The sequence below is a fragment of the Lentzea sp. JNUCC 0626 genome, from assembly GCF_043632865.1.
In the GTDB taxonomy this organism is placed as follows: domain Bacteria; phylum Actinomycetota; class Actinomycetes; order Mycobacteriales; family Pseudonocardiaceae; genus Lentzea.
Genome location: NZ_CP171635.1, coordinates 8,123,130 through 8,147,947, shown reverse-complemented (window position 1 = coordinate 8,147,947; position 24,818 = coordinate 8,123,130). Strand labels below are relative to the sequence as shown.

The following is a 24,818-nucleotide window of genomic DNA, read 5'->3' as shown; positions in this document are numbered from 1 at the left end:
TCGTTCGCGGTAAGTTGCGTTTTGTGCGGACAGCGTACAAATGCCGGGCTCACCCGACTCCAGAACAGGCAGCGATGTTGGGCCGCACGTTCGGGTGTGTGCGTCTGGTGTGGAACAAGACGCTGCACGAGCGGAATGAGCGATACCGCTCTGGTGGCGCAACCACTTCGTACCGGGAGACTGATGCTGCCCTGACCGGCTGGAAACGCACCGCGGAACTGGCGTTCCCGTCTGAGGTGTCCTGCGTGCCGTTGCAGCAGACACTGCGCCACCAGCACACCGCGTTCCAGAACTTCTTCGCCCGGCGCTCCCGCCGTCCCAGGTTCAAGTCCCGTACAGGGCGCCAAAGCGCGCACTACACCCGCTCGGCGTTCCGGATGCGCGACGGAGTGCTCACCTTGGCCAAGACCAGTTCCCCGTTGCGGTTCATCTGGTCGTTCGATGAGCTGGACGTGACCGCTCTGGACCCGACGATGGTCGTGGTCTCTCGTGAGCAGGACGGCCGCTGGTACGTCACGTTCGCCGTCGACATCGCTCCACCGGACCCTGCGGAACCGACAGGCCATGTCGTCGGCGTCGACCTCGGCCTGACGAGCCTGCTCGTGACCAGCGACGGGGACAGGACCACCATTCCGCAGAACCTCTTGCGGAAGGCCAGGAACCTCGCCCGTCACCAACGGCGGATGGCACGCTGTCAGCGAGGCAGCCGCAATCGCCGCAGAGCGAAGACGAAGGTCGCCGCTGCTCATCGCAAGGTCCGCAATGCTCGGCAGGACTTTCTGCACCGCACCACGACAAGACTGGTTCGCTCGGCTGACCTGATAGTCATCGAGGACCTCCACGTCGCCGGTATGGTCCGCAACCGAAACCTCGCCCGCGCCATCTCCAACGCGAGTTGGGGCGAGTTCAGGCGTCAACTCGAGTACAAGTGCGAACAGGCCGATCGCGCGCTGGTCGTGATCGACCGCTGGTACCCGTCCAGCAAGATGTGTTCTGCCTGCGGGCACGTGCTCGCGAAGCTTCCGCTTTCTGTTCGGCGCTGGACGTGTCCGAACTGCCGCATCCGGCACGACCGGGACCACAACGCGGCGAAGAACATCCTTGCGGCTGGTCGAGTCGCAGCCCGAGAAGCCTCGGGTGACGCCTGCGGAGCTGATGTGAGACGGCAAGGGCATGCCCTTCCGCTGTCGGCTGTGAAACAGGAAACCCGTGCCGTGAGGCAGAGCGTTTAGCGCTGTCCACCACAAGGCGGACGGGACCCGTCGTACCCGACGGGAAAGTCAATTCGACCCTTCCAGGGGTAGCTCGGCCAGCACCTGCCAGCCGTTCTCTCGCGGACCCGCGGAGAACAGGCCGCCCAGCAGGTCGACCCTCTCACGCATGCCAACGAGACCGTAGCCGCCCTGGTTCAACTCGCCGGGCCGTCCGTCGTCCGCGACGATCACGCGCAACGCGCCGCCGTCGGTGCGGGAGATGTCCACGTCGATCATGGTCGGGGACTGCGCGTGTTTGTGCACGTTGGTGAGCGACTCCTGGACCAGGCGCAACACCGAGCGGCCCAGTTCCGGGGCCACCTCGGCGGGCAGGTCGATGCGCAGGCGCGTCTCGATGCCCAGTTCGCGGGTGCGTTCGACGGCCGCGATGACGTCGGCGGCGAGGTCGGTGGTGGCCGCCTCGGTCTCGCCCTGGCGCAGGGTGCCGACCAGGCGCCTCATCGCCTGCAACGCCTCGGTGCCCGAGCGGACCATGCCCGGCAGCAGGCGGTGCGCGGCCTGCGGGTCGTCCTCGGAGACCTCCAGGGCGGCCTGGGCCTGCACGAGCATGCCCGTGACGTGGTGGGCGACGACGTCGTGGAGTTCTCGGGCCAGGGCGATGCGTTCTTCCTTCTGCGCGTCGGTGACGGCGGCGGCGATCAGGCGGCCGCTCTCGGTGTCGCGGGCGCGGAAGTACAGGCCGACGCCGACCGCGCCGAAGCCGAGCACGAGCGAGCCGAGCAGCTCGTTGTAGTTGCCCGACGAGAACCAGTTGCCGCGGACGATGGCGGCGAAGAAGCTCACGGCCATCAGCGCGCCGACCGACCAGGTGGCGGACCGGCGCGGTTCCTCGCGCACGACGACGGCCGTGATGACCAGGAACGCCCCGGTCTCCGCGATCGTCAGCGGGCTGAGGATCGTCGGCACGTTCACGTTGAACGTCATGATCACGAACGACACGAGGACGGCCGAGGCGACGGCGACCGGGACGGTGAACGCCCGCGACTTGAACGACGTGACGGCCACGATGCACACCGGCACCGTCAGCAGCCACACCAGCGCCCCCGCCTGACCGGGCTGACCCATGACGAGGAGCTCCCCCACCATCAGCAAGGCGAGGAAGGCGGCGATCGGCCATTGGCCCCGATGACTGTCCACGGAAGACAACGGTAGGACCCCCACACCGCTCTGGCCTCGGTCATCCGGCTGACCCGGTGTGTCGTCAAGGCTGAGGTTTTGACACGCGGCACCCGGCACCTTGATAAACATGAATTCGGTTCTGGCCGCTCGTGGCCTCGTCAAGACCTACGGCGACGTGCACGCGCTCGCCGGGGTGGACATCGACATCAAGGCCGGGGACGTGCTGGCGGTCGTCGGTCCGTCCGGATCCGGCAAGACGACGCTCCTGCACGTGCTGTCCGGCATCCTGCGCGCCGACGGCGGCGAGGTGTTCCTCGACGGGCGCGCGATCGGCGAGCTGAACGAGACGGGGCGCAGCGAGCTGCGGCGCACGGCGTTCGGGTTCGTGTTCCAGTCGGGCATGCTCGTCGCCGAGCTCACGGCCGAGGAGAACGCGGCGCTGCCGATGCTGCTGGCGGGCGGGTCGCGGGAGAAGTCGCTGGGGGCGGCCAGGCTGTGGCTCGCGCGGCTCGGGTTGCAGGGCATGGAGAAGCGGTTGCCCAGCCAGCTGTCGGGCGGCCAGGCGCAACGCGTCGCGATCGCGCGGGCCCTCGCGCACCAGCCGCGGGTGATCTTCGCGGACGAGCCGACCGGCGCCCTGGACACCCGCACCGGCCAGGAGATGATGACCGCCCTGCTGCAGGCGGCCGAGGAGACCGGCGCCGCCGTCGTGATCGTCACGCACGACAAGGCGATCGCCGACCGGGCGTTGCGCGTCGTGGAGATCCAGGACGGCCGGATCGCCCAGAAGACGGGGGTGTCCGCGTGAGGATCGCCCTCGCGGTGCTGCGCAGGGACCGCCGCAGCCAGGTCGCGACGGTGCTGGTCGCACTCGGCGTGATGATCGCGGTGTCGCTGGTCCTGTGGCTGCTCGCCGCACCGAACGGCCTGCAGGCGCGCGCCGACCGCACGGCGTGGCGGGACTTCTGGACGAACGAGGGCGGCAAGTCCACGATCTCCGTCGCCACCACCAGGGACGTCTACCGCGGCCAGCTCATCGAACGGTTCGACGTCGCCCGCAACGAGCCGGGTGACGTCCCGGTGGCCAAGGGCATCGCGCGGTACCCCGAGTCCGGCGAGGTGCTGCTCTCGCCCGCGCTCGCGAACCTGGTGCGCGAGGCCCCCGCGGAGAACCTCGGCAACCGCTTCCCCGGCCAGGTGATCGCCGAACTCGGCCCGGAGGCCCTGAAGTACGAGGGCGAACTGGTCGCGATCGTCGGCCACGACGCCGTGTCGAACGGCGAGAAGACGACAGGGCTCGCGCAGGACGGGGCCTCCTACACCGACGACTACCACGGGCTGTTGTTCCTGCTCACCCGAGTCGGACTCGTCGTGCTGGTGGTGCCGTGCCTCGTGCTGGTCGCGTCGGCGGCCAGGCTCACGGCGGCGAAGCGGGAACGACGGCTGGCGGCGTTGCGGCTCGCGGGCGCGTCACCCCGGCAGGTGGTCGGGATGACCGCGCTGGAGACCGCGGTCGGCGCCGTCGCCGGCAGCGCGCTCGGGGTGCTGCTGGCCCAGCCGTTCAGCCACCTCACCGCGAAGATCTCGTGGGAGGGCGGCACCTGGTACCCCGGCGACTTCGTGTCCGATCCGGTGACGACCGGGGTGGTGGCCGTGCTCGCGCCGGTGCTCGTCGTCCTCGCGGCGATCATGGGACTGCGCCGGGTCGTGAAGGAACCCCTTGCGGCGGAACAAAAGCGCAAGGTGCGGTCGTGGCGGTTGCTCGCGATCGCGGGGGCCATCGCGGTGTTCTTCTTCGGCATCACCGTGGCGCAGACCGGTTCGGGCAGTTCCCGGTTCACCGTCGTGCTGCTCGGGCTCGGGGCGGTGGCGCTCGCGCTGGTGCTGGCAGGCCCCGTCGTCACCGCGTGGGTCGGCAGGTTCTTCGTCGGCCGGTGGCAGAAGCCGTCGACGTTGCTGGCCGGGCGCAGGCTCTCCGGCGATCCGGTGGCGGCGTTCCGCGGTTCGGCCGGCGTGGTGATCGCGGTGTTCACCGGGTCGATGGCGCTGACCATGCTGCCCGGCCTGGAGACGACGATCCCGAACAGCGACAAGACGTGGCAGGACAACGCGATCGTCGCCGAGGAGGTGGGCGTCGACGTGACGCCGCTGCGGCTCGCGACCTCGGCGCCGATCGTCACGATGACGTCCGGCAACGTCGGTGACGGCTCGCCCGACCACTACGGCGCCACCGTCCTCGTCGGCAAGTGCAAGGAGGTCGCGCTGCTGATGAACGGGCTGAAGTGCGGCGAGGGTCCGGCCGTGTACGCGCCGGCGAAGCTGCAGTGGAGCCACTTCCGCGGCAGTTCGCGCGACGGTGAGGTCAAGGCCGAACTGCCCGCGCAGTACGAGACGCGCCCGTTCACCCCGGCCGGCTACCGCTACGAGGCGGTGATCGACCCGGAACTGCTGCCCGCGTTGCAGGGCAGGGTGTCGCTGGTCGGCGTGCCGACGACACCGGACAACCGGGAGGCCGTGCACACCGCGTTCATGCGCGCGCTGCCGGGCGCTCCGCTGACCGAACTCGCGCGCGGCGTGCGCGGGGACACCCTGACCGAGGACCTGGAACGGGCCACGATCATCGGGCTGTCCATCGCGGGCGTGCTCGGCGGCATCGGCGCGGCGGTGGCCGCGGCGGGGTCGGTGATCGACCGCAGGCGCACTTTCGGTGCGTTGATCGCGGCCGGAACACCAATTCGTGTCCTGGCTCACGCATTGCGCCGCGAAGTGGTGCTCCCTGTGCTCGCCGCCACAATCGCGGCGTGCGCGGCGGGAATTGTGATGGGCCTCGGATTGCTCGCCCTGGCCCGCGGTCTGATGGGTGGACAGGATTTGCCGCTCACCCCGTGGGTGGTGGCACCCATCGCCGTCGGGCTGGTGGTCGCGCTGGTAGCAGCCCTGGCGTGCGGTCCGGTACTACGCGGCATCAGCCCTCGGGATTACGCGGCGGAGTAACCCTCGGCCGGAAGTACGAGGATGGAACTGGCCCTCAGCGCGATGTGCGCGGAGGGCCTTTTTCATACCTTTGATTCATGACGAATGCACAGCTCGCGAGCATCCAGTGGGGCGTTTTCCTGTCGGTCGTCTTCATGCTCCCGCAGCTGTTCTTCCGTCAGCTCACCTTCCGCTCCGCCGCCATCACCGGCTACGCGAGCATGCTGTTCGCGGCGACGTTCCTGCCGATGCAGACCGTGCCGCCGCGCCAGACCGTGCAGCTGGTCCCGTTCCAGTGGGTCGCCGACACGTTCCGCGACGGCCGGATCGCGTTCGACCAGATGACGTTGAACGTGCTGCTGTTCGTGCCGCTCGGCGTGATGCTGATGTGGTGGGGCAAGCGCACCATCGGCCAGGCCGCGCTGATCGGCTACGGCGTCTCGCTGACGATCGAGGGCTCGCAGCTGCTGTGGGCCAACCGGATCTTCGACGTCGACGACCTGATCACCAACACCACCGGCACCGCGCTCGGCTGGCTGGGCGCACTGGCCGCCGTGAAGGTCTACGCCCGCGTGAAGGCCGCCTCGGTGCCGCAGACGCAGCGTTCACTCGCCAGCGTGAGGTAACGCGCAGGGTCGTTCCAACGGCTTGATCATGGCCTCCATGAAGTTCGTGGAGGCCTTCTCCATCCTCGTCGCCGTGGTCGGACCGCCAAAGATCATCCTGGCGTTCCTGATGGACACCGAGGGCGCCGACGCCCGCAAGCGCTGGCGAGTGGCGTTGAGCTCGACCGCGATCGCACTGGTCGTCGGCCTCTTCGTCATCGTCGCCGGCCGGGTGCTGCTCTCGCTGTTCCACATCAGCGAGGGCGCGCTGTACCTCGCGAGCGGCGTGATCCTGTTCGTGCACGCGTTGGACCTCGTGCTGGGACGCAAGCAGGACCCGTTGCACGACGAGACCCGCGGCACCCACGAACTCGCCACCGCCTACTACGCGAACCCGGTCGCGCTGGCCTACCTGTTCCTCCTGTCGGACACGAAGTCGGTCGAGACGACGTTCGTGCTGGCGGGCGGGTTCGCGGCGGTGATCGCGCTCGACCTGGCGGCGATCGCGGTGCTGGGCATCGCGATGCGCTGGGTGAAGATGACCTACGCCTGGGTGCTCGTGCGCGTCCTCGGCGTGCTGCTCGCGGCGCTCGGCGTGGACCAGATCATCGAGGGCCTGATCACGCTCGGCATCCTCGAACGGGTCTAGCTCTGGTCTAGCTGGTGCGCCAGCCGAGTTCGCCGGCGGTGTTGACCTCCGGGTGGCAGTGGCCGATCGCGCTGCGCGTCTCCAGGGCCGTCGCCACCTGGTCGAACATCTCCACGATCGACGTCCACTCCGGCTTGACCATCTCGTTGCGCTCCTGGTCCCACTCGACCACGCAGCCGCGCAGCACGCCGGGCCGCAGGTCGACCGCCAGCACGTCGCCGGTGCCGTCGAACGCGATCGGCAACCAGCCGGGGTGGAACCCGCTGGTCGGCGCGCCCGCCTCGGAGGAGTCCACCGGCTTGCTCGCGTGGGTGTCCCTGAGCACGAACGCGCGGTCGGCGCCGAGCGGCGTGTAGAAGGGCGGCAGGATCTCGGCGAACAGGCCCTCCTCGGTGCCGCCGTAGACGCTCCACCACAGCTGGAGATCGGTCGGAACCCGAAGATCCGGCAGCGCGTCATACCTCGGACGCACGACGGCGCGGGTGGCGGGAGCGTTCTCCGCCAGCCATGCCAGGATCCGGTTCCAGTGCTCGATCACACCCACCGTTCCATGATCTTGGCGGAACGTCGGGCGAGGTACCGCCCATCGGGGCAGGATCAAGGCGAACACGTCACGACTGGGGGAAGTGCTTTCAGATGGCGGAACAAGGCCTCAAGGTCGACTTCGACGCCTTGACCGGATACGCGTCCGCGGTGAGCGGTCTGGCGAGCGAGGTCGGGAGCGTCGGCACCGGCACGTTGAACGGCACCACGGCGTTGCCGGGCGACTGCTTCGGCAAGCTGGGCAACGAGGTGGGGCTGAACGCCGCGTTCCAGGCCGCCGCGCAGGCGCAGCTCGACGCGCTGAAGGCCGCCTCGACCGGTCTCGCGGGTCTGGGCACCGCCGTCGGGAAGGCGCGCGACTCCTACATCGCTCAGGAGGACGCGCACAAGGCGCAGATCAACAAGGCGGCCCAGGTATGAGCGTCGAGGGGCTGCTGAGCCAGTTCATCGCGCCCATGAAGGAAGACCTGGCGAAGCTCGACGGCGACACCGGTGGCGCCACGCGCGCGGGTGACGCGTTCGGGCGCGCCCAGACCGCGATGACCGACCTCGGCACGCGGCACTCCTCGGCCTCGACGGCCGTGCTGAACACGTGGACCGGCGAGAAGGCCAACGCCTTCACCGGCCGCGTCTCGACGTTCGCCTCAGCCACGACCCTGCTGGCGAACAACGCGAACGCGCTCAAGACCGCGGCCTCGACCGGCGTCAGCGCGGTGACCGGCGGGCGCACCGCGATCCAGGGCCTCATCGACGAGTTCACCTCCAAGGCGACCCCGAAGCTCGCCGCCGCGCTGGCCGCGTCGTTGCTGGCGGGCCCCGGCGTGGTGCTCGCGGCGCTGGCAGACCTCGCCGGCATGGCGTCCGGCTACCAGGGCAAGACCTCGGCCGAACTGCAGAAGGTGCGCGACCAGCTCACCCAGCTCGTCGGCCAGCTGAACGGCCTGCAGAAGCCCGACGCGGGCGCGCTCGCGAAGCTCGGCGAGCCGCTCGGCGGTGACGAGGGCGGCACCACCTCGGCGGCCGGCGCCACCGACACCGCGAAGCAGGAGTCCGGTCCCGGATCGCAATCCGGTGGCGGCAACTCCGGTGGCGGTGGCGGATCAGGCGGTGGCGGAGGCGGCGGATCGGGTGGCGGTTCCGGCGGAGGTGGCGGTGGCGGCGGTTCCGGCCCGCGCCTGCCCGTCGCGATCCCGCCGCAGCCCGGCGAGGGCGTCGGCGTGAACCTGCCCGACGGCAGCAGCGCCGAGGCCCCGAACGAGACGGCGGCCAAGGCCGTGCGCAACGCGTTGTCGGCGCTCGGCACCCCGTACGTCTGGGGTGGCGCGAACCCGCCGCAGGGCACCGACTGCTCCGGCCTCACGCAGTGGGCGTACGGAGGCGCGGGCTTCGACATCCCGCGCCCGGCGTCGTCGCAGGCGATGGGCGCCTCGGTGCCCGCCGACCAGCTGCTGCCGGGCGACCTCGTGGTGTGGGACGGCCACGTCGCGATGGTGATCGGCAACGGGCAGATGGTCGAGGCCGGTGACCCGGTGCAGGTGCAGCCGATCAGGACGACGAACAGCGGGATGTCGTTCTACGGCTTCTACCGGCCGACCGGCTGATCGGGTTTGCGGCACACTGGTCGGCCAGGGGGTGATCCAGGTGGATGACGTCGAACGCGCCGCGCGGAAGGTGCGCGAGGTCGAGCAGGCCGTGTCCGAGCACGTCACGCGCAGTGGTCCGGTCACCGGACGGGCGTCCTCGCCGGACGGCGCCGTGACCGTGATCGCCACGCCCGGCGGCCCGCCGCAGCAGATCTCGGTGAGCCAGGCGGCGTTGCGGATGGGCCCGCAGGGGCTCGCCGCCGAGATCGTGCGCATCGCCGAGAAGGCCCGGCGCGACGCGAACACCCGCCTGCACCAGACGCTGGAACGCGTGGTCGACCCGCGTGAGCTGACGGCCATGGGCATCGAACGCGGACCGGACGAGGACGACTTCGGGTGGCAGCGGTGAACGAGGAACGCATGCAGGCCACCGAACGCCTGCAGCGCGAGCTCGCCGTGCTGACCGCCACGGCCGAGCACCCGACCGGCGTCTGCATGGTCACCGCGACGCCGAAGGGCGAGATCAAGGCACTGCACCTGCACCCCGCGCTGCTCACCCAGGGTGCGCAGGCCGTCGGGCAAGTGGTGACCGAGACCGTGCAACTGGCGACCAGCGCGGCCGTCCAGACGAGCTTCAACAAGATGGCTCTGGCGCTCGGCGACGGCATGGCGATCGACGTCGAGTCCATCGTCGGCGACTCGCCTTTCCGCTCGACGTGGAACCCGGTCGTGCCGCCCAAAGCCCCAGCTGAAGAGGCGGTACCGGAACGGCGGACGAGGACCGCGCAGGACGAGAATTCCGACGACGACGCTTTCTTCGACAACCCCTCGTGGCTTCGGTGATCAGCACCGTTAGGCTCGACGACGGCATCGGGCAGGCGTGACCGGGAGGTCAGGATGGCGCAGGACATCGTCCCCATCGAGCTGGGGCTGACGCAGGGTGACGTCGTCACGCTGTGGGCACCTCGCTGGCGCGAGAAGGGCGAGGAGTGGGAGGCGTTCCTCGGTGACGAGGAGGACCTGTTCGTCTTCCCCGACGCCGCGCACCTCGCCGCGTTCGTGCGCACCGCCGAGGAACACGACCTGACCGACCACCCGGCGTGGCCGGTCGTGCCGTCGCTGGGCGTCGCCGACCTCTCGCCGGACGACAACCACCAGTTCGACCTGGTCGGCGTCCCCGAGCTCGTCGCGGAGGACCCGGACACCTGGACGATCGGTGAGCTCGCCGACGTCGTCGCGATCGTGCGCGCCCTCGCGGACGTCTGCGACCTGGAGAAGGTCCACGAGGTGCTGGACAGCGCCGAGGGCTTCTCCCTGCTGCCGCAGGGCACGCTGCCGTTCAGCGGCCGCGACGGCGCGAAGCTGTGGGGCGAGCTGTCCGAGGTCGTCTCCGAGAAGTGGGACGAGGTCCTCGACGCGATCGACGGCGTCGTGAACACGCCCGAGGTCCCGGAGAAGGAACTGTCGGTCGCCCAGGAAGAGCTCGCCGCGCTGGAGGCCGCCACCGCGGCCGCCGCCGTCGAGGACCCGGCGGACGAGGACTCCGACGACGAGGAGAAGGCGGCGCCGACCGGCTTCTGGGCCGAGGTCGGCATCGACCCGATCAAGATCATCACGTCGGCCGGCGAGTTCTACACGCTGCGCTGCTACCTCGGCGACGACCCGGTGTTCCTGGGCCGCCGCGGCAAGATCGAGGTCTTCACCTCGCAGCGCGCGCTCAGCCGGTTCGTCGCGGAGAACGACGAGCACGACCTGGCCGAGGTCGAGACGTGGAACGACGTCAAGGTCAAGGCCACCGCCGGTGAGCTCGACGTGGACGTGGACGACGACAACGTCTACGTGCTGACGGGCATCGCCGAGGACATGGAGGAGGGCCCCGACTCCCTCGACCCGCAGCAGCTCGACCTCGCCGTCGAACTGTTCGAGGACGCGGGCGAGTGGGCCGAGGACGAGTCCGTGAAGAACGCGCTCGCCTCGTCCGAGTCGCTGGGCTGGCTGGTGTCGTTCGTCGTGTCGCCGGACCCGACGCGTCTCGCGCCGTCCGCGCCGTACGACGCGGAGGTGGCGGCGTTCCGCACGCTGCAGGCGAACTTCGAGGACCGCCTGAACTCCAACTGAGTGCTTTGTTTCGTTGAGGGCCGCTCGCGCTGCGCGAGCGGCCCTTTTCGCTTTCGACGGCTTGCCTACGTCTGCATGACACAGGTTCTCGGCCACAGTTCCTTGCCTCTGAGCTGCGGGAAAGCATCACGTGCGGCGACTACGGCTCAGCAGAGGCGATCGAGAGCGAGGGCGAACCGGGCCGCTGCTACCAAGTCAGGTGCGTGCGCCGCGCGTTGGAGCAACTGCGCAACGAAAGGCTGCCGGCGTCGCAGAAAGGGCGTCGGCTGGTACGTGGAGTTGTTCGCAGCCGCTCGCGCTCGGGACGTTCCGGCACGCCCGGTCTTCCGGCGCCGAGGCAGGCATGGCGTGCGCACGGTGCTCAAGTGCGGCTACTTCGGGGCACCTTCGACCGTCACCTCACTCTTGGTCCAGGCGAGATGCTGCGCGTGCGTTCCTTGTGCCGCACCGAAGAGGCGCCGTTGGACGTCGTGACCGAGTAGGCGGCTGGCGTTGGCCGAGCCCGTTGGCAGCGCCGACACCGAGTCGCTCGGCACGTGGGAGACGTTGTGCTGCAACGGAACCCAGACCGCCTTCGTGCGGCAAACGATCGCGGCCGTCGCGGCGGGTGAGCTCGGTGGGTTGTTCGAGGTCTCCCGCCGCGACTCTGTGCTGCTGCACCGCATCGCCTTCGACACCTTTGAGCACCGGGTCGCCCTGTCCGAGCATCCCTACCAAGGCCACCGGTCCCAGTTGGAGGTCGAGTTCCGCGACCGGCCCGGCGTGAAACTCCTGACGTCGCCGAAATTCCACAGGGGACTGCCCATGCGCGGGCTCATCACCGGGTGCGGCTGGTTCATCGGCGCATTTCACCCACTACTGGCTGCGCGAACACCCGACGGACGAGGTGATCGCGCTCGATGCCCAGACATAGTGAGGTGTCCGCGCAAACCTGCCGCCGGACGTGCCGTTCGTGCACGCGGACATCGCTTCCCACCGACGTGTCCGGCGTGGACGTGGTGGTCAACTTCGCGGCGGAGTCCCGCAACAGCCTCGCCGTGCTGGATCCCGAACGCTTCTTCCGCACCAACGTTCCCTGCACGCAGGCGTCGCTGGAGTCCTGCCGTCGTGCGGGCGTCCGGCGGTTTCACCATGTGTCGACGTGCAAGGTGTACGGGGAACTCGCGCTGGACGAGACCGCGTTCCACGAGGAGTCGCCCTATCGGCCGCGCACCCATATGACGTGTCGGAGGCCGGCGCGGACCACGCCGTGCGGTCGCGCTAGAAGAAGATCGACTGGCGGAAGGCAGACCCCCACCCTCCCGGGGGCGTCCCTGTTCCAGCGTATCGTGCCGCTGACCAGCACAAACCGCTGCTCGGCGATCTGTGGACAACTACGGGACGATTCACCCGACTGTGAGGGCTCCGCGAGGCTCGACCACTGCCGGGCCATCGACGCGGTGCTGCGGGACGGCGTCGTCGGCGAGACCTACCACGTGGGCACCGGCGTCGAGGCGAACGTCGACCAGATCGCCGACCTCGTGCTGGACGAACTGGGCCTGCCGTCGTCGCGGAAGTCCGTCGTGGCCGACCGTCCCGGCCACGACCGCCGCTACCTGCTGGACTCGGCCCGGATCGGGCGTGAGCTCGGGTGGCGCCCGGAGATCGGCTTCGAGGCCGGAGTCCGGGACACCATCCGCTGGTACGCCGCCAATCGTGCCTGGTGGGAGCCGCTGCTCCAGCGCAGCACGATCGACGAGACCGCCTGGGCGACTACTGCGCGTTGAGCGCCGCGTAGCCCGGCTTGATCAGCTCGTTGATGATCGCGAGCCGCTCGTCGAACCCGATGAACGCCGACTTCATGGCGTTGATCGTGAACCACTGCAGGTCCGCCCAGCCGTAGCCGAACGTCTCGGCCAGCGCGGCGAACTCGCTCGACAGGCTGCAGTCGCTCATCAGGCGGTTGTCGGTGTTGACCGTGACGCGGAACCGCAGCTTGGCGAGCAGGCCGATCGGGTGGTCGGCGAGCGTCGGCGCGGCGCCGGTCTGGAGGTTCGACGTCGGGCACATCTCCAGCGGGATGCGCCGGTCGCGGACGTAGCCCGCCAACCGTCCCAGCTGGACGGTGCCGTCGCCGGACACCTTGATGTCGTCGACGATCCGCACGCCGTGGCCGAGTCGTTCGGCGCCGCAGTGCTGGATCGCCTCCCAGATGGACGGAAGGCCGAACGCCTCACCGGCGTGGATGGTGAAGTGCGCGTTCTGCTGGCGCAGGTACTCGAACGTGTCGAGGCCCCTGGTGGGAGGGAACCCGGCCTCGGGCCCGGCGATGTCGAACCCGACGACCCCGAGGTCGCGGTACCGGACGGCCAGTTCGGCGATGCGCAGCCAGCCCTCGTTCTGGCGCATGGCGCACAGCAGGGTGCCGACGCGGATCTTGCGGCCGGTCTCGGCGACGCGGGCGGCACCGATGCGGAAGCCCTCCTGAACGGCCTCGACGACCTGCTCCAGGGAGAGGCCCTTCTCGGTGTTCAGCTCTGGGGCGTAACGGATCTCGGCGTAGACGACACCGTCCGCGGCGAGGTCCTCGACGGCCTCGGCGGCCACGCGGACCAGCGACGCCTCGTCCTGCATGACACCGCACGTGTGGGCAAAACCTTCGAGGTAGCGCACGAGCGAGCCGGAGTTGGCGTTGTCGCGGAACCAGCCGCCGAGGACGCCCGCGTCTGTGGTGGGCAGGCCCTGGTAGCCGGTGGCATCGGCGAGTTCGATCACCGTCTGCGGGCGGAGGCCACCGTCGAGGTGGTCGTGCAGCAGCACCTTCGGCGCGCTGCGGATGGACTCCAAGGTAAGCGGCGTGGACATTGCTACACGTTACTCCAGGCGCCACACCCTCCCGACCTGGTGAACCAGGCCGACACGCCGCCGTCAATCAGGTCCAGATGATCTTGTAGCCGATATGATCATTTGTCGGTTGCCCGTCGTTGCAGATCCGTGATCAGCAACTTTCTGCAACCAACGCGAGGCTTGAGTCACCCCAAGGTAGGAACATCAACGGCCGCTACCGCCCGCTGCCGACCCGTCACCAAGCGTTCAGAGTAGTCGGGTAGCCTGATCGGGTCAGTTGCCCGTCCGCACCCGGCCGTTCTGTGACGGGGGTGGTACAGCGACGTCCCGCGACGCGGATAGGCTCCCGTGGTCTCCCCCTCCCCTGGACGAAGGCACTCAGCCGTGACAGAGAACAACAACTCCACGATGTCCTTCGATCGGATGCGCAACATGCTCACGCGCGCCGCGGAGATCCGTGAGAGCGAGCAGCAGCAGATCTTCGACGCGCTGGACGAGATCCACGCCCGGATGTCGCCTCTGGAGTCGCTGGGTTCGGTCCGCAAGCGCCTGTCGGAGCTGCCGGATCGCACCGAGGTCAGCGTTCTCGCTGAGCGCCTGGACGAAGCCCTCGCCAAGCTGGAGGCCCAGGACAACGCCGTCGCCGACATCGGTCGCGCGGTCGACGCCCTGGTGGACAAGCTCGCCAAGCCGTTCGCGCAGCTGGACGGACGCCTCGACGGCGTCGCCGGCCGCTTCGAGGGCGTGGCCGGTCGCATGGACGGCCTGGAGGACAAGCTCGCCTCCATCCACAAGCGCATCGACGACCTCGACGGCCACATGGACAAGCAGGACGGCAAGGTCGACGCGATCCCGGGCGCCGTCACCAACCCGCTGCGCGAGCGCATCGAGGCCCTCGAAGCCGCGCTGCGCGGCCGTCTCGACGAGGTCGACGAGGGCGTGCACGAGCACCTCGACGGCACCCGCGAGGCGCTGCAGAAGATCCTCGCCGAGTCGTTCTCGTCCGTCCACGGCCGCGCCGACGAGCAGCGTGACGCCCTCGCCGCTGCCCGCGCCGAGCTGGTCACCACGATCGCCGAAAGCCGCGGCGAGCTGGCGGGCGCCATCACCGACAGCCGCGAGAAGCTGACGGGCGCGCTCACCGACCGCCACAACCAGCTGGCCGCGTCGCTGACCGAGACCCGCGACTCCCTCGCCGGTTCGCTCGACCAGACCCGCACCGAGCTGTCCGGCGTCGTGGCGGAGACCCGCGACTCCCTGGCCGGCTCGCTCGCCGAGACCCGAACCGAGCTGTCCGGCGTCGTGGCGGAAACCCGCGACTCGCTCGCCGGTTCGCTCAACGAGACGCGCGAGTCGCTCGCCACCTCGCTGGCCGAGACCCGCGACTCCCTGGCCGGCTCGCTCGCCGACACGCAGAACGTCGTCAACGGCAAGCTCGACGAGGCCCGCACCGCCCTGTACGCCGCGATCGAGCAGTCGCGCGACCAGGTCGACGCGGCCGACCGCCTCGAGTCCCTGGCCCGCCGCCTCGAACTCGTCACGTCGCAGCTCGACAACATGACCAACCGCCTCGACAAGGTGGAGGACGGCTTCGCCGCCCGCATCACCGAGCTCGGCGGCACCGTCGACGCGAGCCTCACCAAGGTCGCCGAGACCGTGGGCGCCCGCCCGGACACCGACTCGCTGCAGTCCCTGGTCCGCAAGTCCAACCAGGAATCCGAACTGCGCATCGGCGGTCAGCTCGACGAGGCCATGGCCACCTTCGCCGAACTCATCCTCGGCGGCGGCTCGCCCACGCCTCCCCCGCCGCCCACCGCCCTGCCGCGCCCGCAGCGCCGCACGCGCAAGAACGGCGGCCCGAAGCCGGCGAACGGCGGCAAGGACATGGACGACGACGACCTGGCCGCCGAAGGCGCCTGATCGCCTGACGTTTCCTCGCGGAACGGCCCCTGGAGCAACGTCGCTCCGGGGGCCGTTCGTCGTCTGCGGCCGTAGGCTCGGCGTGTGGGCGAGGAAACATGCTGGGGTGAACGACCTGGTCCGCGACCTCGTGCCCGAGCTGGGACTTCCGGTGAGGCCCGCCGTGCGTTGAACCGGCTCGGCTCCCGGCACGTGACCACGGGAGAGCGCTCACACGTCGGGTCGTTATGCTCGCGGCCATCTGGGGGCGTCCAGAAGGGATAGTCCGTGCAGCAACAGCGACTCATCGCCGACCGCTACGCACTCCTGGCCGAACTCGGCAGAGGTGCGATGGGTGTCGTGTGGCGCGCCCAGGACCAGCTGCTCGGCCGCTCGGTCGCGCTCAAGGAACTGCACCCGCCGCAGGGCATCGCAGCCGAGGAGTTCGCGGTGCTGGAGGAGCGGATGCTCCGGGAGGCACGGACGGCAGGACGCCTCAACCACCCGGCGGTCGTCACGGTTTACGACGTCGTCAGGGAGAACGGGCGCACCTACCTCGCGATGGAACTGGTCGACGCGCTGGATCTGGCGACCATCGTGAAGAACCACGGGCCACGCGACTCGACCTGGATGGCCGGGGTGGCGTTGCAGGTGCTGGGGGCGTTGGAGACCGCCCATCAGGCCGGCATCGTGCACCGCGATGTGAAGCCCAGCAACATCATGGTGCGGCCGGACGGGGCCGTGAAGCTCACGGACTTCGGCATCGCGCAGGCCATGGACGATCCTCGGCTGACGCACAACGGCGGCATCATCGGGTCGCCCGCGTACATGTCGCCGGACCGGCTGAGCGGCTGGGAGGCCTCGCCCGCGTCCGACCTGTGGGCGTTGGGCGTCACGATCGCCAACGCGGTCGAGGGGATCAGTCCGTTCGAGCGAACGTCCACGGCGTCCACGTTGCACGCCATCATGAACGAGCCGCCGGTGTTGAGGAACGCCTCGCCCGCGCTGGCTGAGGTCATTCGCGGGTTGCTGACGGTGGATCCGGCGCGGCGGCTCACGGCGCCGCAGGCGAGGCAGATGCTCACGGCGATCGTGCAGGGAACGGCGGTTCCCCAGCTGCAGGGCACCAGGCAGCTCGAACCGGGTGGCAGCAAGAAGAAGCGGCTCGTCACCGTTGGCGCGATCGTGCTGGGCGTGGTGGTGCTGGCGGGTGCGGCGTTCGCCGGTTACCAGGCCTTCAAGCCCAAAGAGACGAACACCAACAACGCCGGCCAGTACACCGAGCAGCCGCAAACCGGTGAGAACTCCGGCGAGTGGACTGATCCGCAGGAGCTGCCGGTGGGGGCGGCGTTGCCGTCGCGGCGCATCGCCACGTTCGGGCGGGGCGGGGACGTGCCCGAGTGGAACCTGTCGGGTACGCAGTGCGGCAAGGACTTCCTGACGCAGGGGTCTCCGGTGCGGCAGGACGTGCCGTGCAGCGGGCCGCACGGGATTCAGCTGTTCTCGGCCGCGACGCCCATGTGGGACAAGCCGAAGGACATCGCCTACCCCGGCGAGAAGTGGCTGGCCGACTTCGCCAAGGACTACTGCACCGAGCAGTTCAAGGTCATCGAGCCGAAGATCAAGGAGCCGCTCGGCTTCACCGGGCTCGTGCCCACCCAGAAGGAGTGGGAGGCCTACAACGACGCCGCGGCGCCGGGCCGCCAGGAGGTCCTGTGCGTGCTGTGGAAGCAGGACAGGTCGCCCCTGGCGGGCTCGCTCGTCGGCTGACGCACCCCTGAGAACGCGGCCCCGGAACCCACCTCGGTGACCGGGGCCGTTCTGCGTCTGAGCAGCTGTTTCGGGCAACCTGAACGCTTTCGCGGCGCGTTGGCAAAGACGGGGTGCAAGGGAAGCAAACCCGAGGAGCTTCATGTCGTCAGACGCGGAACTGATCGGCAGATCGCTGCGGGGAGACGCGGACGCCTTCGTCGAGGTGATCAGCCGGCACGAGGCGGCGATCGGCACCTATCTCGCCCGCAGGGTGGGACGGCAGGCCGCCGAGGACGTGCTCGGCGACGTGTGGGTGGCGGCCTACGAGTCCCGCTCGACCTACGACCGCTCGTACCCGGAGGCCAGACCATGGCTGTACGGGGTCGCGCTGAACAGGCTGCGGCGGTACTGGCGGTCCGCACCCGCGGACGCTCCGGCACCGGACCTGACCGGGGTGGCGAGCGACTGGGATCCGTGGCCGGCGGTGGAAGCGCGCGTGGACACGCAGGCGTTGCTGCGCACGGCGCTGGCCCGGCTCAAACCGCAGGAGCGGGAAGTCCTGGGCCTGGTGGCCTGGGAGGACCTGACCGTCGCGGAGGCCGGGCGCGTGCTCGACATTCCCGCCGGCACGGCACGCCGGCTGCTGCACCAGGCGCGCAAGGCGTTGCGAACGGCCCCGGAAGTGGTCGCGTTGCTGCAAGTTCCGACGACGTGAGAAGGCGACTCATGGACGAAATGGATCTGATGAAGAAGCTGAGTGATGTGCCGTCCCCGAGCCCTGAGGCCTACGACCGGGCGCGCGCGGCGTTGCAGACGGCGATGACGGAGACCGAGACCCCCGAGAACGCGGTGGTCGTGCGGCCGAGGCGCTGGTCCTTCTGGTCCAAGGCGGGTGTCACGGCCGTCGGCGCGGCGGCGGTCGCCACGGCCGTGGTGATGGGCACGACGGGCGGCACCACCCCGACCGTCGCACCGGACGTCCAGGCAGCCGCACCGGTGGTCGAGTCGCCGCTGGTGAAGCTGGCCTCCCAGGTGGCCTCCCAGGTCAAGGCGTCCGCCCCGCTGCCGGGTGACGCGTCGATGGTCATCGGCACGAAGACCGCACCGGACGGCTCGCCGTACCTCCACTACACCGTCTACTCCGACAAGGGCGAGGTCTTCAAGGGAGACTCACCGCAGACCTTGCGGAACTCGGTGGCGAAGAAGGACGACGGCGCCACGCAGTACGACAAGAACGTGATGGCGGCGGCTCGCCAGGCCGCGACCGGCGACGTGGAGAAGGCCAGGATCGCGATGCTCACCGCCGCCGGCAACTCGCTGGGCCTCGGCCTGAGCCCCGCCGACGCGGACAAGGCGTGGGCGGAAGCCGAGGCGAAGCTCCAGAAGGAACTGGGCGACATGGGGAAGAAGCTCCCCGGCCCCAGGCCGCGTCCGACGGGCGAGGAGCTGGAGACCCTCCTGTCCAACCACCTGTGGAGCAGCAGCACGTACGCGCTGTTCGTGGGTGCCGCCAACCCCGACGTCCGCGCGGGTGTGCTGAAGCTGCTCGCCACCATCAAGCAGGTGACCGTCGGCGAGGCCGTCATCGACGGTCAGCGCGCGCTGACCATCAGTGCGACTCCCGAAATCCTGGGCGGGGACGCGTCGGCGGTGCTGAGCATCAACGCCGAGAACGGCCTGCCCATCCGCGACGAGGTCTTCCCCAACCCGAACTCGGCTACCCCGTCGAAGCAGGCGATGGTGACCTACCAGTCGTCCCGGGTGACCCTCGCCAACGTGGCGGCGGGCGTGATCTGAGCACTCCGCTGAACCGTCTCCGGGAGAGCAGGCCTCGTGCCTGCTCTCCCGAAGGCGGTTAAGCTTCTAACCTCGGATGGTGTCGATCACCAGAGGGGACCGCTCCGGCGCGGAATCCGTTACCTCGTAGGCACCTTCCAACGCCTGCAGGGCTCCGGCGATCGCGTCCGGGGTGTCGGTGTGCAGTTCCAGCAACGGTTGCCCGGCCTCCACCGCGTCGCCCGGCTTGGCCAGGCAGAGGACGCCGGCACCGAACTGCACCGGGTCCTCCTTGCGGGCCCGACCGGCACCGAGACGCCACGCCGCCACACCTACGCCGTAAGCGTCCAAAGTGGACAGCACACCCGACGCGGGCGCCTCCACCACGTGCTTGTGCGACGCGACCGGCAGCGCAGCATCGGGATCGCCGCCCTGGGCGCTGATCATCCGCGCCCACACCTCGTAGGCCTCACCGGAAGCCAGCACCGCGGCCGGGTCGACGGAAATCCCCGCCAGCGACAACATCTCGCGGGCCAGGGCCACCGTCAGCTCCACCACGTCGGCAGGGCCGCCGCCGCGCAGCACGTCGACGGACTCGGCCACCTCGACCGCGTTGCCGACGGCACGGCCCAGAGGCACGGACATGTCGGTCAGCAACGCCGAGATGCGCACGCCGTGCTCGACACCGATGGCCACCAACGCTTCGGCCAGAGCGCGAGCAGAGCCGAGGTCCTTCATGAACGCGCCGGAGCCGACCTTCACGTCCAGCACCAGCGACTCGGCGCCCTCGGCGATCTTCTTCGACATGATCGAGGACGCGATCAGCGGAATCGCCTCGACGGTTCCGGTGACGTCCCGCAACGCGTAGAGCTTGCGGTCAGCCGGAGCAAGTCCTTCGGTGGCAGCGCAAACGACGGCACCGACCGAGCACAGCTGCGCCATGATCTCCGAAGTGGACAGTGCGGCCCGCCACCCGGGAATCGACTCCAGCTTGTCCAACGTCCCGCCGGTGTGGCCGAGACCGCGACCGGACAACTGAGGAACGGCAGCGCCACAGGCGGCGACGAGAGGCGCCAGCGGCAACGTGATCTTGTCGCCGACCCCGCCCGTCGAGTGCTTGTCCACAGTCGGGCGATCGACGTGCAACGCCAACCGCTCGCCGGACGAGATCATCGCCTGCGTCCAGCGCGCGGTCTCGGCGGCGGTCATGCCGTTGAAGAAGATCGCCATCGCCAGAGCGGACATCTGCTCGTCCGCCACGGCGCCACGGGTGTAGGCGTCGATGACCCAGTCGATCTGTTCACCGGAAAGCACAGCACCGTCGCGCTTGGCGCGAATGACGTCCACCGCCGAGAAGCTCATGGCAGGTCCTCCGGTCCGAACGCGTCCGGCAGCACCGAGGACATCGGCAGGATCCCGGACGGCGTGTCCACCAGGCAGTCGCGGCCGCCCAGCTCGTACAACACCTGACGGCAGCGACCGCACGGCATCAGCAGCTCACCGGCGCCGCTGCGACACGCGACCGCGACGAACCGGCCGCCGCCCGTGAGCTGCAACTGCCCGGCCATCGCGCACTCGGCGCACAGACCGACGCCGTACGAGGCGTTCTCGACGTTGCACCCGGTCACGATGCGGCCGTCGTCGCACAGGGCCGCGGAACCGACCTGCAACCCCGAGTACGGGCAGTGGGCGAACGACGCCGCTTCCACTGCCCGTGCCCGCAACAGGTCCCAGTCGACCTCAGCCACGGCGGTAGACCAGACCGTCGGCCGCCGGCATTCGCAATCGTTGCGACGCGACGGCGAGCACGGCCAACGTCACCATGTGCGGCGCGTAGGACACGAACTCGCTCGGGATCTCGTCGAGGCTGATGTACAGCAGGTACATCAGCACGGCCACGACGATCGCCGCCGCCGCGGAGAACCACTTCTGCCGGATCAGCTGCCACACCACGATCACGGCGAGCAGCAGCACAACGCCGTAGACCAGCGCCAGCACCGTTTCGCCACCGGACCGCAGCTGCAGGCCGTCGGCGTACCCGAACAGCGCCGCACCACCGAGCAGACCACCGGGCCGCCAGTTGCCGAAGATCATCGCGGCGAGGCCGATGTAGCCACGACCGCCGGTCTGACCCTCCAAATAGGACAGCTGACCGGGGTTGAGCACCAGCGAGGCGCCACCCAGACCGGCGAGACCACCGGAGACGATCACCGCGACGTACTTGTGGAAGTACACCTTCACGCCCAGCGAGTCCGCCGCGTGCGGGTTCTCGCCGACCGAGCGCAGGCGCAGGCCGAACCGGGTGCGCCAGAGCAGCCAGTACGACAGCGGCAGCAGCAGGATCGCCAGCATCGTCAACGGCGAGACGCCGGTGACGAGGCCGCGCAGGATGCCCGCGACGTCCGAGATGAACAGGCGCTGGCCCGCTTCGAGTTCGCCGAGCCAGTCACCGAGACCAGCCACCGAGAACGTGTCGAACGACTGCACCGGCGGGGACTGGCGCGGGTTGTTCGAGATCGGGAAGAACACCAGCGTCGACAGGTACTTCGTCAGACCGGCGCCGAGCAGGTTGATCGCCACACCGGAGACGATGTGGTTGACGCCGAACGTGACCGTCGCGATCGCGTGCAGCAGACCGCCGAGCGATCCGAACACCACGGCGGCGACGACGGCGGCCCACGGACCCCACTGGTACCCGGCCCACGCCGCGCCCCAGGTGCCCATGATCATCATGCCTTCGAGGCCGATGTTGACCACGCCGGCGCGTTCCGCCCACAGACCACCGAGACCGGCGAGCAGGATCGGCAGCGCGAGCCGCACCGCCGTCTGCGTCGTGCCGGACGACGTGAGCTGTGGGAACCCGGTCTGCATCGACGTGATCGACAGCAACGCGATCGCGCCCGCGACACCGAGCATGGCGACGGCCCAGCCGGGGACCTTGCGCTTGCGAGGCGCCGCCGGGATGTGCGGCTTCTCCTCCATCGTCGAGATCACGCGGCACCTCCGACAGTTCCGAGCTCACGGCCGACGCGACGCTGTTCCGAGGCCAGCTCGAAGCGACGCACCACCTCGTAGGCGACGACGACCGACAGGACGATCGAGCCCTGCATGATGGTGACGATCTCCCTGGGCACCCCGACGTTGTCGAGCGCGAGGCCCGCCTTGTCGAGGAACGCCCAGAGCAGCGCGCCGAACGCGATGCCACCGGGGTGGTTGCGGCCGAGCAGCGCGATCGCGATGCCCGAGAAGCCGATGCCCGCGGTGAAGTTCAGGCTGAACGTGTGGTCGCGGCCGAGCAGTTCCGGCAGCGAGATCAGGCCCGCGATGGCGCCCGAGATCAGCATCGAGACCAGGACCATCTTCTTGGCGTTGACGCCACCGGCGGACGCGGCGGTCGAGGACTCGCCGGACGCGCGCAGCTCGAAGCCGAAGCGGGTCTTGTTCATCATGATCCAGTAGCCGACGCCCAGGGCGATGGCCACGAAGATGAAGCCGAACATCGTGCCGCCGCCACCGAACGAGATGCCGGGCATCCAGCCGCTCTCCGGGATCTCGGCGGTGCGGATGTTGTTGCCCCGCAACTCACCGAAGACGTCCCGGCGGATCAGGTAGGCGGACAGGCCGATCGCCAGGCCGTTCATCATGATCGTCGAGATGACCTCGTTGACGCCCCGGGTCACCTTGAGGATCGCGGGGATCGCGGCCCAGGCGGCACCGGCGATCGCGGCCACGATGATGATCACCAGCGTGTGGATGCCGGTGGGCAGCGCGATCGAACCGCCGACCACGGCCGCCACGACGGCGGCGACCCGGTACTGGCCCTCGACACCGATGTTGAACAGGTTCATCTGGAACCCGATGGCCACCGCGAGCGCCGCGATGTAGTAGATGCCGGTCGAGTTGATGATGTCGACGAACGTCGTGCCCTTGCCGACCTGCGTCACCATCGCACCGAACGCGCTGAACGGGTTCGCGCCCGAGATGACGAGCGCGACACCGCACAACAGCATCGAGAAGACGATCGCCAACGCGGGCGGCAGGAGTTTGCCGCGCAGGTGTCCCATCAGTTCTCGCCTTCCTCGACGACAGCGGTCTCCTGGACCGCTGCGCTCGTGCTGCCCGCACCGGTCATCGCGCTGCCGAGGTCCTCGGGCGTGACGGTGTTCGGGTCGGCGTCGGCCACCAGACGGCCGCGCAGCATGACCTTGATCGTGTCCGACAGGCCGATCAGCTCGTCCAGGTCGGCGGAGATCAGCAGCACGGCGAGGCCGGCGGCACGAGCGCGCTTGATCTCGTCCCAGATCAACGCCTGCGCGCCGACGTCCACACCGCGGGTCGGGTGCGACGCGATCAGCAGCACCGGGTCGCCGGACAACTCGCGGCCGACGACCAGCTTCTGCTGGTTGCCACCGGAGAGCGCCGCCGCCGGGACGTCGATGCCGGGCGTGCGGACGTCGAAGTCCGCGACGATCCGCTCGGTGTCCTTCTTCGCGCCGTCGGTGTCGAGCCAGATGCCCTTCGACGTCGGCTTGCGCGTCTGGTAGCCGAGAATCCGGTTGTACCAAAGAGGTTGCGTGAGCAGCAGGCCGTGGCGGTGGCGGTCCTCGGGGATGTACCCGATGCCCGCCTCGCGCCGGGAGAGCGTGCCCAGCTTGGTGATGTCCTTGTCCTGCAACGTGATCGTGCCGCTGCCGGCCTTGCGCATACCCATGATCGTCTCGACCAGCTCGGTCTGGCCGTTGCCCTCGACGCCCGCGATGCCGACGACCTCGCCGGACCGCACGACCATGTCGACGTCGTCGAGGATCGGCCGCGAGCCGTCCGGGGTCATGAGCTTCAGGCTCTTGACGTCCAGCACGACCGTGTCGGTGACGGTGGACTCGCGCGTCTCCGGGCTGGGCAGTTCACTGCCGACCATCATCTCGGCGAGCTGCCGGGAGCTGACGGTCTTCGGGTCGGCGCTGCCCACGGTCGTGCCGCGGCGGATCACCGTGACGGAGTCGGCGATCGCGCGGACCTCGTCGAGCTTGTGCGAGATGAACAGGAACGTGTAGCCCTGCTCCTGCATGCCGCGGACGGTGTCGAACAGCTCGTTGACCTCCTGCGGCACGAGCACGGCGGTGGGCTCGTCGAGGATGATCACCTTGGCACCGCGGTAGAGCACCTTGAGGATCTCGACGCGCTGGCGGTCGGCCACGCCGAGCTGCTCGACCAGGACGCCGGGGTCGACGTTCAACCCGGTCTTGCCGGAGAGCTCGATGATGCGCGCGCGGGCCTTCTTGCCGATGCCGTGCATCGCCTCGGCGCCCAGGACGACGTTCTCCTGGACGGTGAGGTTGTCGGCGAGCATGAAGTGCTGGTGCACCATGCCGATCCCGGCCTTGATGGCGTCGGACGGCGTGCGGAACCGCACCTGCTCACCGTTGACCTCGATGGTGCCCTCGTCCGGCGGCTGCATGCCGTAGAGGATCTTCATCAGGGTCGACTTGCCCGCGCCGTTCTCGCCGCACAGGGCGTGGACCTCGCCGCGGCGCACGGTCAGGTGGACGTCGCTGTTGGCGACCACACCGGGGAATCGCTTGGTGATGCCTGTGAGCACCACCGCGGGGTGTACGTCCGTCCCTGCGGACGTGGAACTGCTCATCGTCGAGTGCTCCTCCTACCACGCACCAGGCCCTGCGAGGTCATTCCTCACAGGGCC

General features: G+C 69.3%; 23 protein-coding genes and 1 pseudogene. 15 read left to right on the top strand and 9 right to left on the bottom strand.

All coding sequences use genetic code 11. The features are described from left to right. Positions 1-23 precede the first annotated feature (23 nt). Positions 24-1,232, top strand: coding sequence for an RNA-guided endonuclease InsQ/TnpB family protein (locus tag JNUCC0626_RS37960; protein ID WP_394622191.1), 1,209 nt, complete (start codon positions 24-26; stop codon positions 1,230-1,232). Between the two features lie 48 nt (positions 1,233-1,280). Here the strand turns inward: JNUCC0626_RS37960 and JNUCC0626_RS37955 are convergent, their stop codons facing one another. Next, a complete protein-coding gene (locus JNUCC0626_RS37955) occupies positions 1,281-2,411 on the bottom strand; it encodes a sensor histidine kinase (RefSeq protein WP_394615490.1) in 1,131 nt (376 codons plus the stop codon). A gap of 109 nt (positions 2,412-2,520) precedes the next feature. On the opposite strand from JNUCC0626_RS37955, the gene JNUCC0626_RS37950 reads away from it, so the two are divergent. The 4 genes from JNUCC0626_RS37950 (at position 2,521) to JNUCC0626_RS37935 (ending at position 6,620) form a co-directional block, all read left to right on the top strand. Then, the gene (locus JNUCC0626_RS37950; RefSeq protein WP_394615489.1) at positions 2,521-3,201 is read left to right on the top strand and encodes an ABC transporter ATP-binding protein; all 681 of its coding nucleotides are present in this window, start codon (positions 2,521-2,523) and stop codon (positions 3,199-3,201) included. Next, entirely contained in the window at positions 3,198-5,387 is a 2,190-nt protein-coding gene (locus JNUCC0626_RS37945) for an FtsX-like permease family protein (protein WP_394615488.1), read from the top strand. Before JNUCC0626_RS37950 ends, JNUCC0626_RS37945 begins: the two co-directional genes overlap by 4 nt. 77 nt (positions 5,388-5,464) lie before the next feature. Next, a complete protein-coding gene (locus JNUCC0626_RS37940) occupies positions 5,465-5,992 on the top strand; it encodes a VanZ family protein (RefSeq protein WP_394615487.1) in 528 nt (175 codons plus the stop codon). A 37-nt stretch (positions 5,993-6,029) separates the two neighbouring features. Further along, on the top strand, positions 6,030-6,620 hold the full coding sequence (locus JNUCC0626_RS37935; protein ID WP_394615486.1) for a MarC family protein: 591 nt from the start codon (positions 6,030-6,032) through the stop codon (positions 6,618-6,620). A 7-nt stretch (positions 6,621-6,627) separates the two neighbouring features. On the opposite strand, the gene JNUCC0626_RS37930 is transcribed toward JNUCC0626_RS37935, so the two are convergent. Then, complete coding sequence (locus JNUCC0626_RS37930; RefSeq protein WP_394615485.1) at positions 6,628-7,164, bottom strand: SMI1/KNR4 family protein; 537 nt, start codon at positions 7,162-7,164, stop codon at positions 6,628-6,630. Between the two features lie 92 nt (positions 7,165-7,256). Between JNUCC0626_RS37930 and JNUCC0626_RS37925 the strand changes: the two genes are divergently transcribed. The 5 genes from JNUCC0626_RS37925 to JNUCC0626_RS37905 are packed head-to-tail and all read left to right on the top strand — an operon-like array spanning position 7,257 to position 10,864. Next, the gene (locus JNUCC0626_RS37925) at positions 7,257-7,583 is read left to right on the top strand and encodes a hypothetical protein (RefSeq protein ID WP_394615484.1); all 327 of its coding nucleotides are present in this window, start codon (positions 7,257-7,259) and stop codon (positions 7,581-7,583) included. Continuing rightward, the gene (locus tag JNUCC0626_RS37920; RefSeq protein WP_394615483.1) at positions 7,580-8,764 is read left to right on the top strand and encodes a C40 family peptidase; all 1,185 of its coding nucleotides are present in this window, start codon (positions 7,580-7,582) and stop codon (positions 8,762-8,764) included. Before JNUCC0626_RS37925 ends, JNUCC0626_RS37920 begins: the two co-directional genes overlap by 4 nt. 40 nt (positions 8,765-8,804) lie before the next feature. Then, positions 8,805-9,155: a hypothetical protein gene (locus JNUCC0626_RS37915; protein ID WP_394615482.1), complete on the top strand. Its 351-nt coding sequence runs from the start codon at positions 8,805-8,807 to the stop codon at positions 9,153-9,155. Beyond that, positions 9,143-9,589, top strand: a complete 447-nt coding sequence (locus JNUCC0626_RS37910; protein ID WP_394615481.1) for a YbaB/EbfC family nucleoid-associated protein — start codon at positions 9,143-9,145, stop codon at positions 9,587-9,589. The genes JNUCC0626_RS37915 and JNUCC0626_RS37910 overlap by 13 nt, the downstream gene beginning before the upstream one ends. Positions 9,590-9,643: 54 nt before the next feature. Further along, positions 9,644-10,864, top strand: coding sequence for a primosomal protein (locus JNUCC0626_RS37905; protein ID WP_394615480.1), 1,221 nt, complete (start codon positions 9,644-9,646; stop codon positions 10,862-10,864). A 371-nt stretch (positions 10,865-11,235) separates the two neighbouring features. Here the strand turns inward: JNUCC0626_RS37905 and JNUCC0626_RS37900 are convergent, their stop codons facing one another. Then, positions 11,236-11,529: a hypothetical protein gene (locus tag JNUCC0626_RS37900; RefSeq protein ID WP_394615479.1), complete on the bottom strand. Its 294-nt coding sequence runs from the start codon at positions 11,527-11,529 to the stop codon at positions 11,236-11,238. Positions 11,530-11,853: 324 nt separating this feature from the next. On the opposite strand from JNUCC0626_RS37900, the gene JNUCC0626_RS37895 reads away from it, so the two are divergent. Beyond that, complete coding sequence (locus tag JNUCC0626_RS37895) at positions 11,854-12,630, top strand: GDP-mannose 4,6-dehydratase (protein ID WP_394615478.1); 777 nt, start codon at positions 11,854-11,856, stop codon at positions 12,628-12,630. Here JNUCC0626_RS37895 and JNUCC0626_RS37890 read toward each other — a convergent pair. Continuing rightward, on the bottom strand, positions 12,617-13,708 hold the full coding sequence (locus JNUCC0626_RS37890) for an adenosine deaminase (protein WP_394615477.1): 1,092 nt from the start codon (positions 13,706-13,708) through the stop codon (positions 12,617-12,619). The genes JNUCC0626_RS37895 and JNUCC0626_RS37890 overlap by 14 nt on opposite strands. Before the next feature lie 405 nt (positions 13,709-14,113). Here JNUCC0626_RS37890 and JNUCC0626_RS37885 point away from each other — a divergent pair. From JNUCC0626_RS37885 to JNUCC0626_RS37870, 4 genes and pseudogenes are all read left to right on the top strand, one after another. Continuing rightward, positions 14,114-14,618 (top strand): annotated as a pseudogene (locus JNUCC0626_RS37885) (hypothetical protein); the annotation flags it as partial. Between the two features lie 1,259 nt (positions 14,619-15,877). Continuing rightward, the gene (locus JNUCC0626_RS37880; protein ID WP_394615476.1) at positions 15,878-17,359 is read left to right on the top strand and encodes a serine/threonine-protein kinase; all 1,482 of its coding nucleotides are present in this window, start codon (positions 15,878-15,880) and stop codon (positions 17,357-17,359) included. A gap of 142 nt (positions 17,360-17,501) precedes the next feature. Continuing rightward, positions 17,502-18,056: an RNA polymerase sigma factor gene (locus tag JNUCC0626_RS37875; RefSeq protein WP_394615475.1), complete on the top strand. Its 555-nt coding sequence runs from the start codon at positions 17,502-17,504 to the stop codon at positions 18,054-18,056. Positions 18,057-18,067: 11 nt separating this feature from the next. Continuing rightward, positions 18,068-19,138 (top strand): hypothetical protein, encoded by a 1,071-nt coding sequence (locus tag JNUCC0626_RS37870; protein WP_394615474.1) that lies wholly within the window; start codon positions 18,068-18,070, stop codon positions 19,136-19,138. Positions 19,139-19,204: 66 nt separating this feature from the next. Here JNUCC0626_RS37870 and JNUCC0626_RS37865 read toward each other — a convergent pair whose 3' ends face one another. From JNUCC0626_RS37865 to JNUCC0626_RS37845, 5 genes are read right to left on the bottom strand one after another with little or no spacing between them, the layout of a single operon-like run. Next, positions 19,205-20,479 (bottom strand): thymidine phosphorylase, encoded by a 1,275-nt coding sequence (locus tag JNUCC0626_RS37865; protein WP_394615473.1) that lies wholly within the window; start codon positions 20,477-20,479, stop codon positions 19,205-19,207. After that, positions 20,476-20,865: a cytidine deaminase gene (locus JNUCC0626_RS37860; RefSeq protein ID WP_090067213.1), complete on the bottom strand. Its 390-nt coding sequence runs from the start codon at positions 20,863-20,865 to the stop codon at positions 20,476-20,478. The genes JNUCC0626_RS37865 and JNUCC0626_RS37860 overlap by 4 nt, the downstream gene beginning before the upstream one ends. Beyond that, entirely contained in the window at positions 20,858-22,099 is a 1,242-nt protein-coding gene (locus JNUCC0626_RS37855; RefSeq protein ID WP_394622190.1) for an ABC transporter permease, read from the bottom strand. The genes JNUCC0626_RS37860 and JNUCC0626_RS37855 overlap by 8 nt, the downstream gene beginning before the upstream one ends. An 8-nt stretch (positions 22,100-22,107) precedes the next feature. After that, positions 22,108-23,181: an ABC transporter permease gene (locus JNUCC0626_RS37850; protein ID WP_285643315.1), complete on the bottom strand. Its 1,074-nt coding sequence runs from the start codon at positions 23,179-23,181 to the stop codon at positions 22,108-22,110. Further along, positions 23,181-24,761 carry an ABC transporter ATP-binding protein gene (locus tag JNUCC0626_RS37845; RefSeq protein ID WP_394615472.1) on the bottom strand — a complete coding sequence of 527 codons (1,581 nt, stop codon included), beginning with the start codon at positions 24,759-24,761 and terminating at the stop codon, positions 23,181-23,183. Before JNUCC0626_RS37845 ends, JNUCC0626_RS37850 begins: the two co-directional genes overlap by 1 nt. Between the last annotated feature and the right edge of the window lie 57 nt (positions 24,762-24,818).

Excerpts from the sequence above, each read along its gene's own strand:
- JNUCC0626_RS37920 (WP_394615483.1), top strand. The coding sequence starts at position 7,580 with ATGAGCGTCGAGGGGCTGCTGAGCCAGTTCATCGCGCCCATGAAGGAA.
- JNUCC0626_RS37950 (WP_394615489.1), top strand. The coding sequence starts at position 2,521 with ATGAATTCGGTTCTGGCCGCTCGTGGCCTCGTCAAGACCTACGGCGAC.
- JNUCC0626_RS37890 (WP_394615477.1), bottom strand. The coding sequence starts at position 13,708 with ATGTCCACGCCGCTTACCTTGGAGTCCATCCGCAGCGCGCCGAAGGTG.
- JNUCC0626_RS37925 (WP_394615484.1), top strand. The coding sequence starts at position 7,257 with ATGGCGGAACAAGGCCTCAAGGTCGACTTCGACGCCTTGACCGGATAC.
- JNUCC0626_RS37940 (WP_394615487.1), top strand. The coding sequence starts at position 5,465 with ATGACGAATGCACAGCTCGCGAGCATCCAGTGGGGCGTTTTCCTGTCG.
- JNUCC0626_RS37850 (WP_285643315.1), bottom strand. The coding sequence starts at position 23,181 with ATGGGACACCTGCGCGGCAAACTCCTGCCGCCCGCGTTGGCGATCGTC.
- JNUCC0626_RS37905 (WP_394615480.1), top strand. The coding sequence starts at position 9,644 with ATGGCGCAGGACATCGTCCCCATCGAGCTGGGGCTGACGCAGGGTGAC.
- JNUCC0626_RS37865 (WP_394615473.1), bottom strand. The coding sequence starts at position 20,479 with ATGAGCTTCTCGGCGGTGGACGTCATTCGCGCCAAGCGCGACGGTGCT.
- JNUCC0626_RS37845 (WP_394615472.1), bottom strand. The coding sequence starts at position 24,761 with ATGAGCAGTTCCACGTCCGCAGGGACGGACGTACACCCCGCGGTGGTG.
- JNUCC0626_RS37900 (WP_394615479.1), bottom strand. The coding sequence starts at position 11,529 with ATGCGGTGCAGCAGCACAGAGTCGCGGCGGGAGACCTCGAACAACCCA.
- JNUCC0626_RS37870 (WP_394615474.1), top strand. The coding sequence starts at position 18,068 with ATGGACGAAATGGATCTGATGAAGAAGCTGAGTGATGTGCCGTCCCCG.
- JNUCC0626_RS37935 (WP_394615486.1), top strand. The coding sequence starts at position 6,030 with ATGAAGTTCGTGGAGGCCTTCTCCATCCTCGTCGCCGTGGTCGGACCG.
- JNUCC0626_RS37855 (WP_394622190.1), bottom strand. The coding sequence starts at position 22,099 with ATGGAGGAGAAGCCGCACATCCCGGCGGCGCCTCGCAAGCGCAAGGTC.
- JNUCC0626_RS37875 (WP_394615475.1), top strand. The coding sequence starts at position 17,502 with ATGTCGTCAGACGCGGAACTGATCGGCAGATCGCTGCGGGGAGACGCG.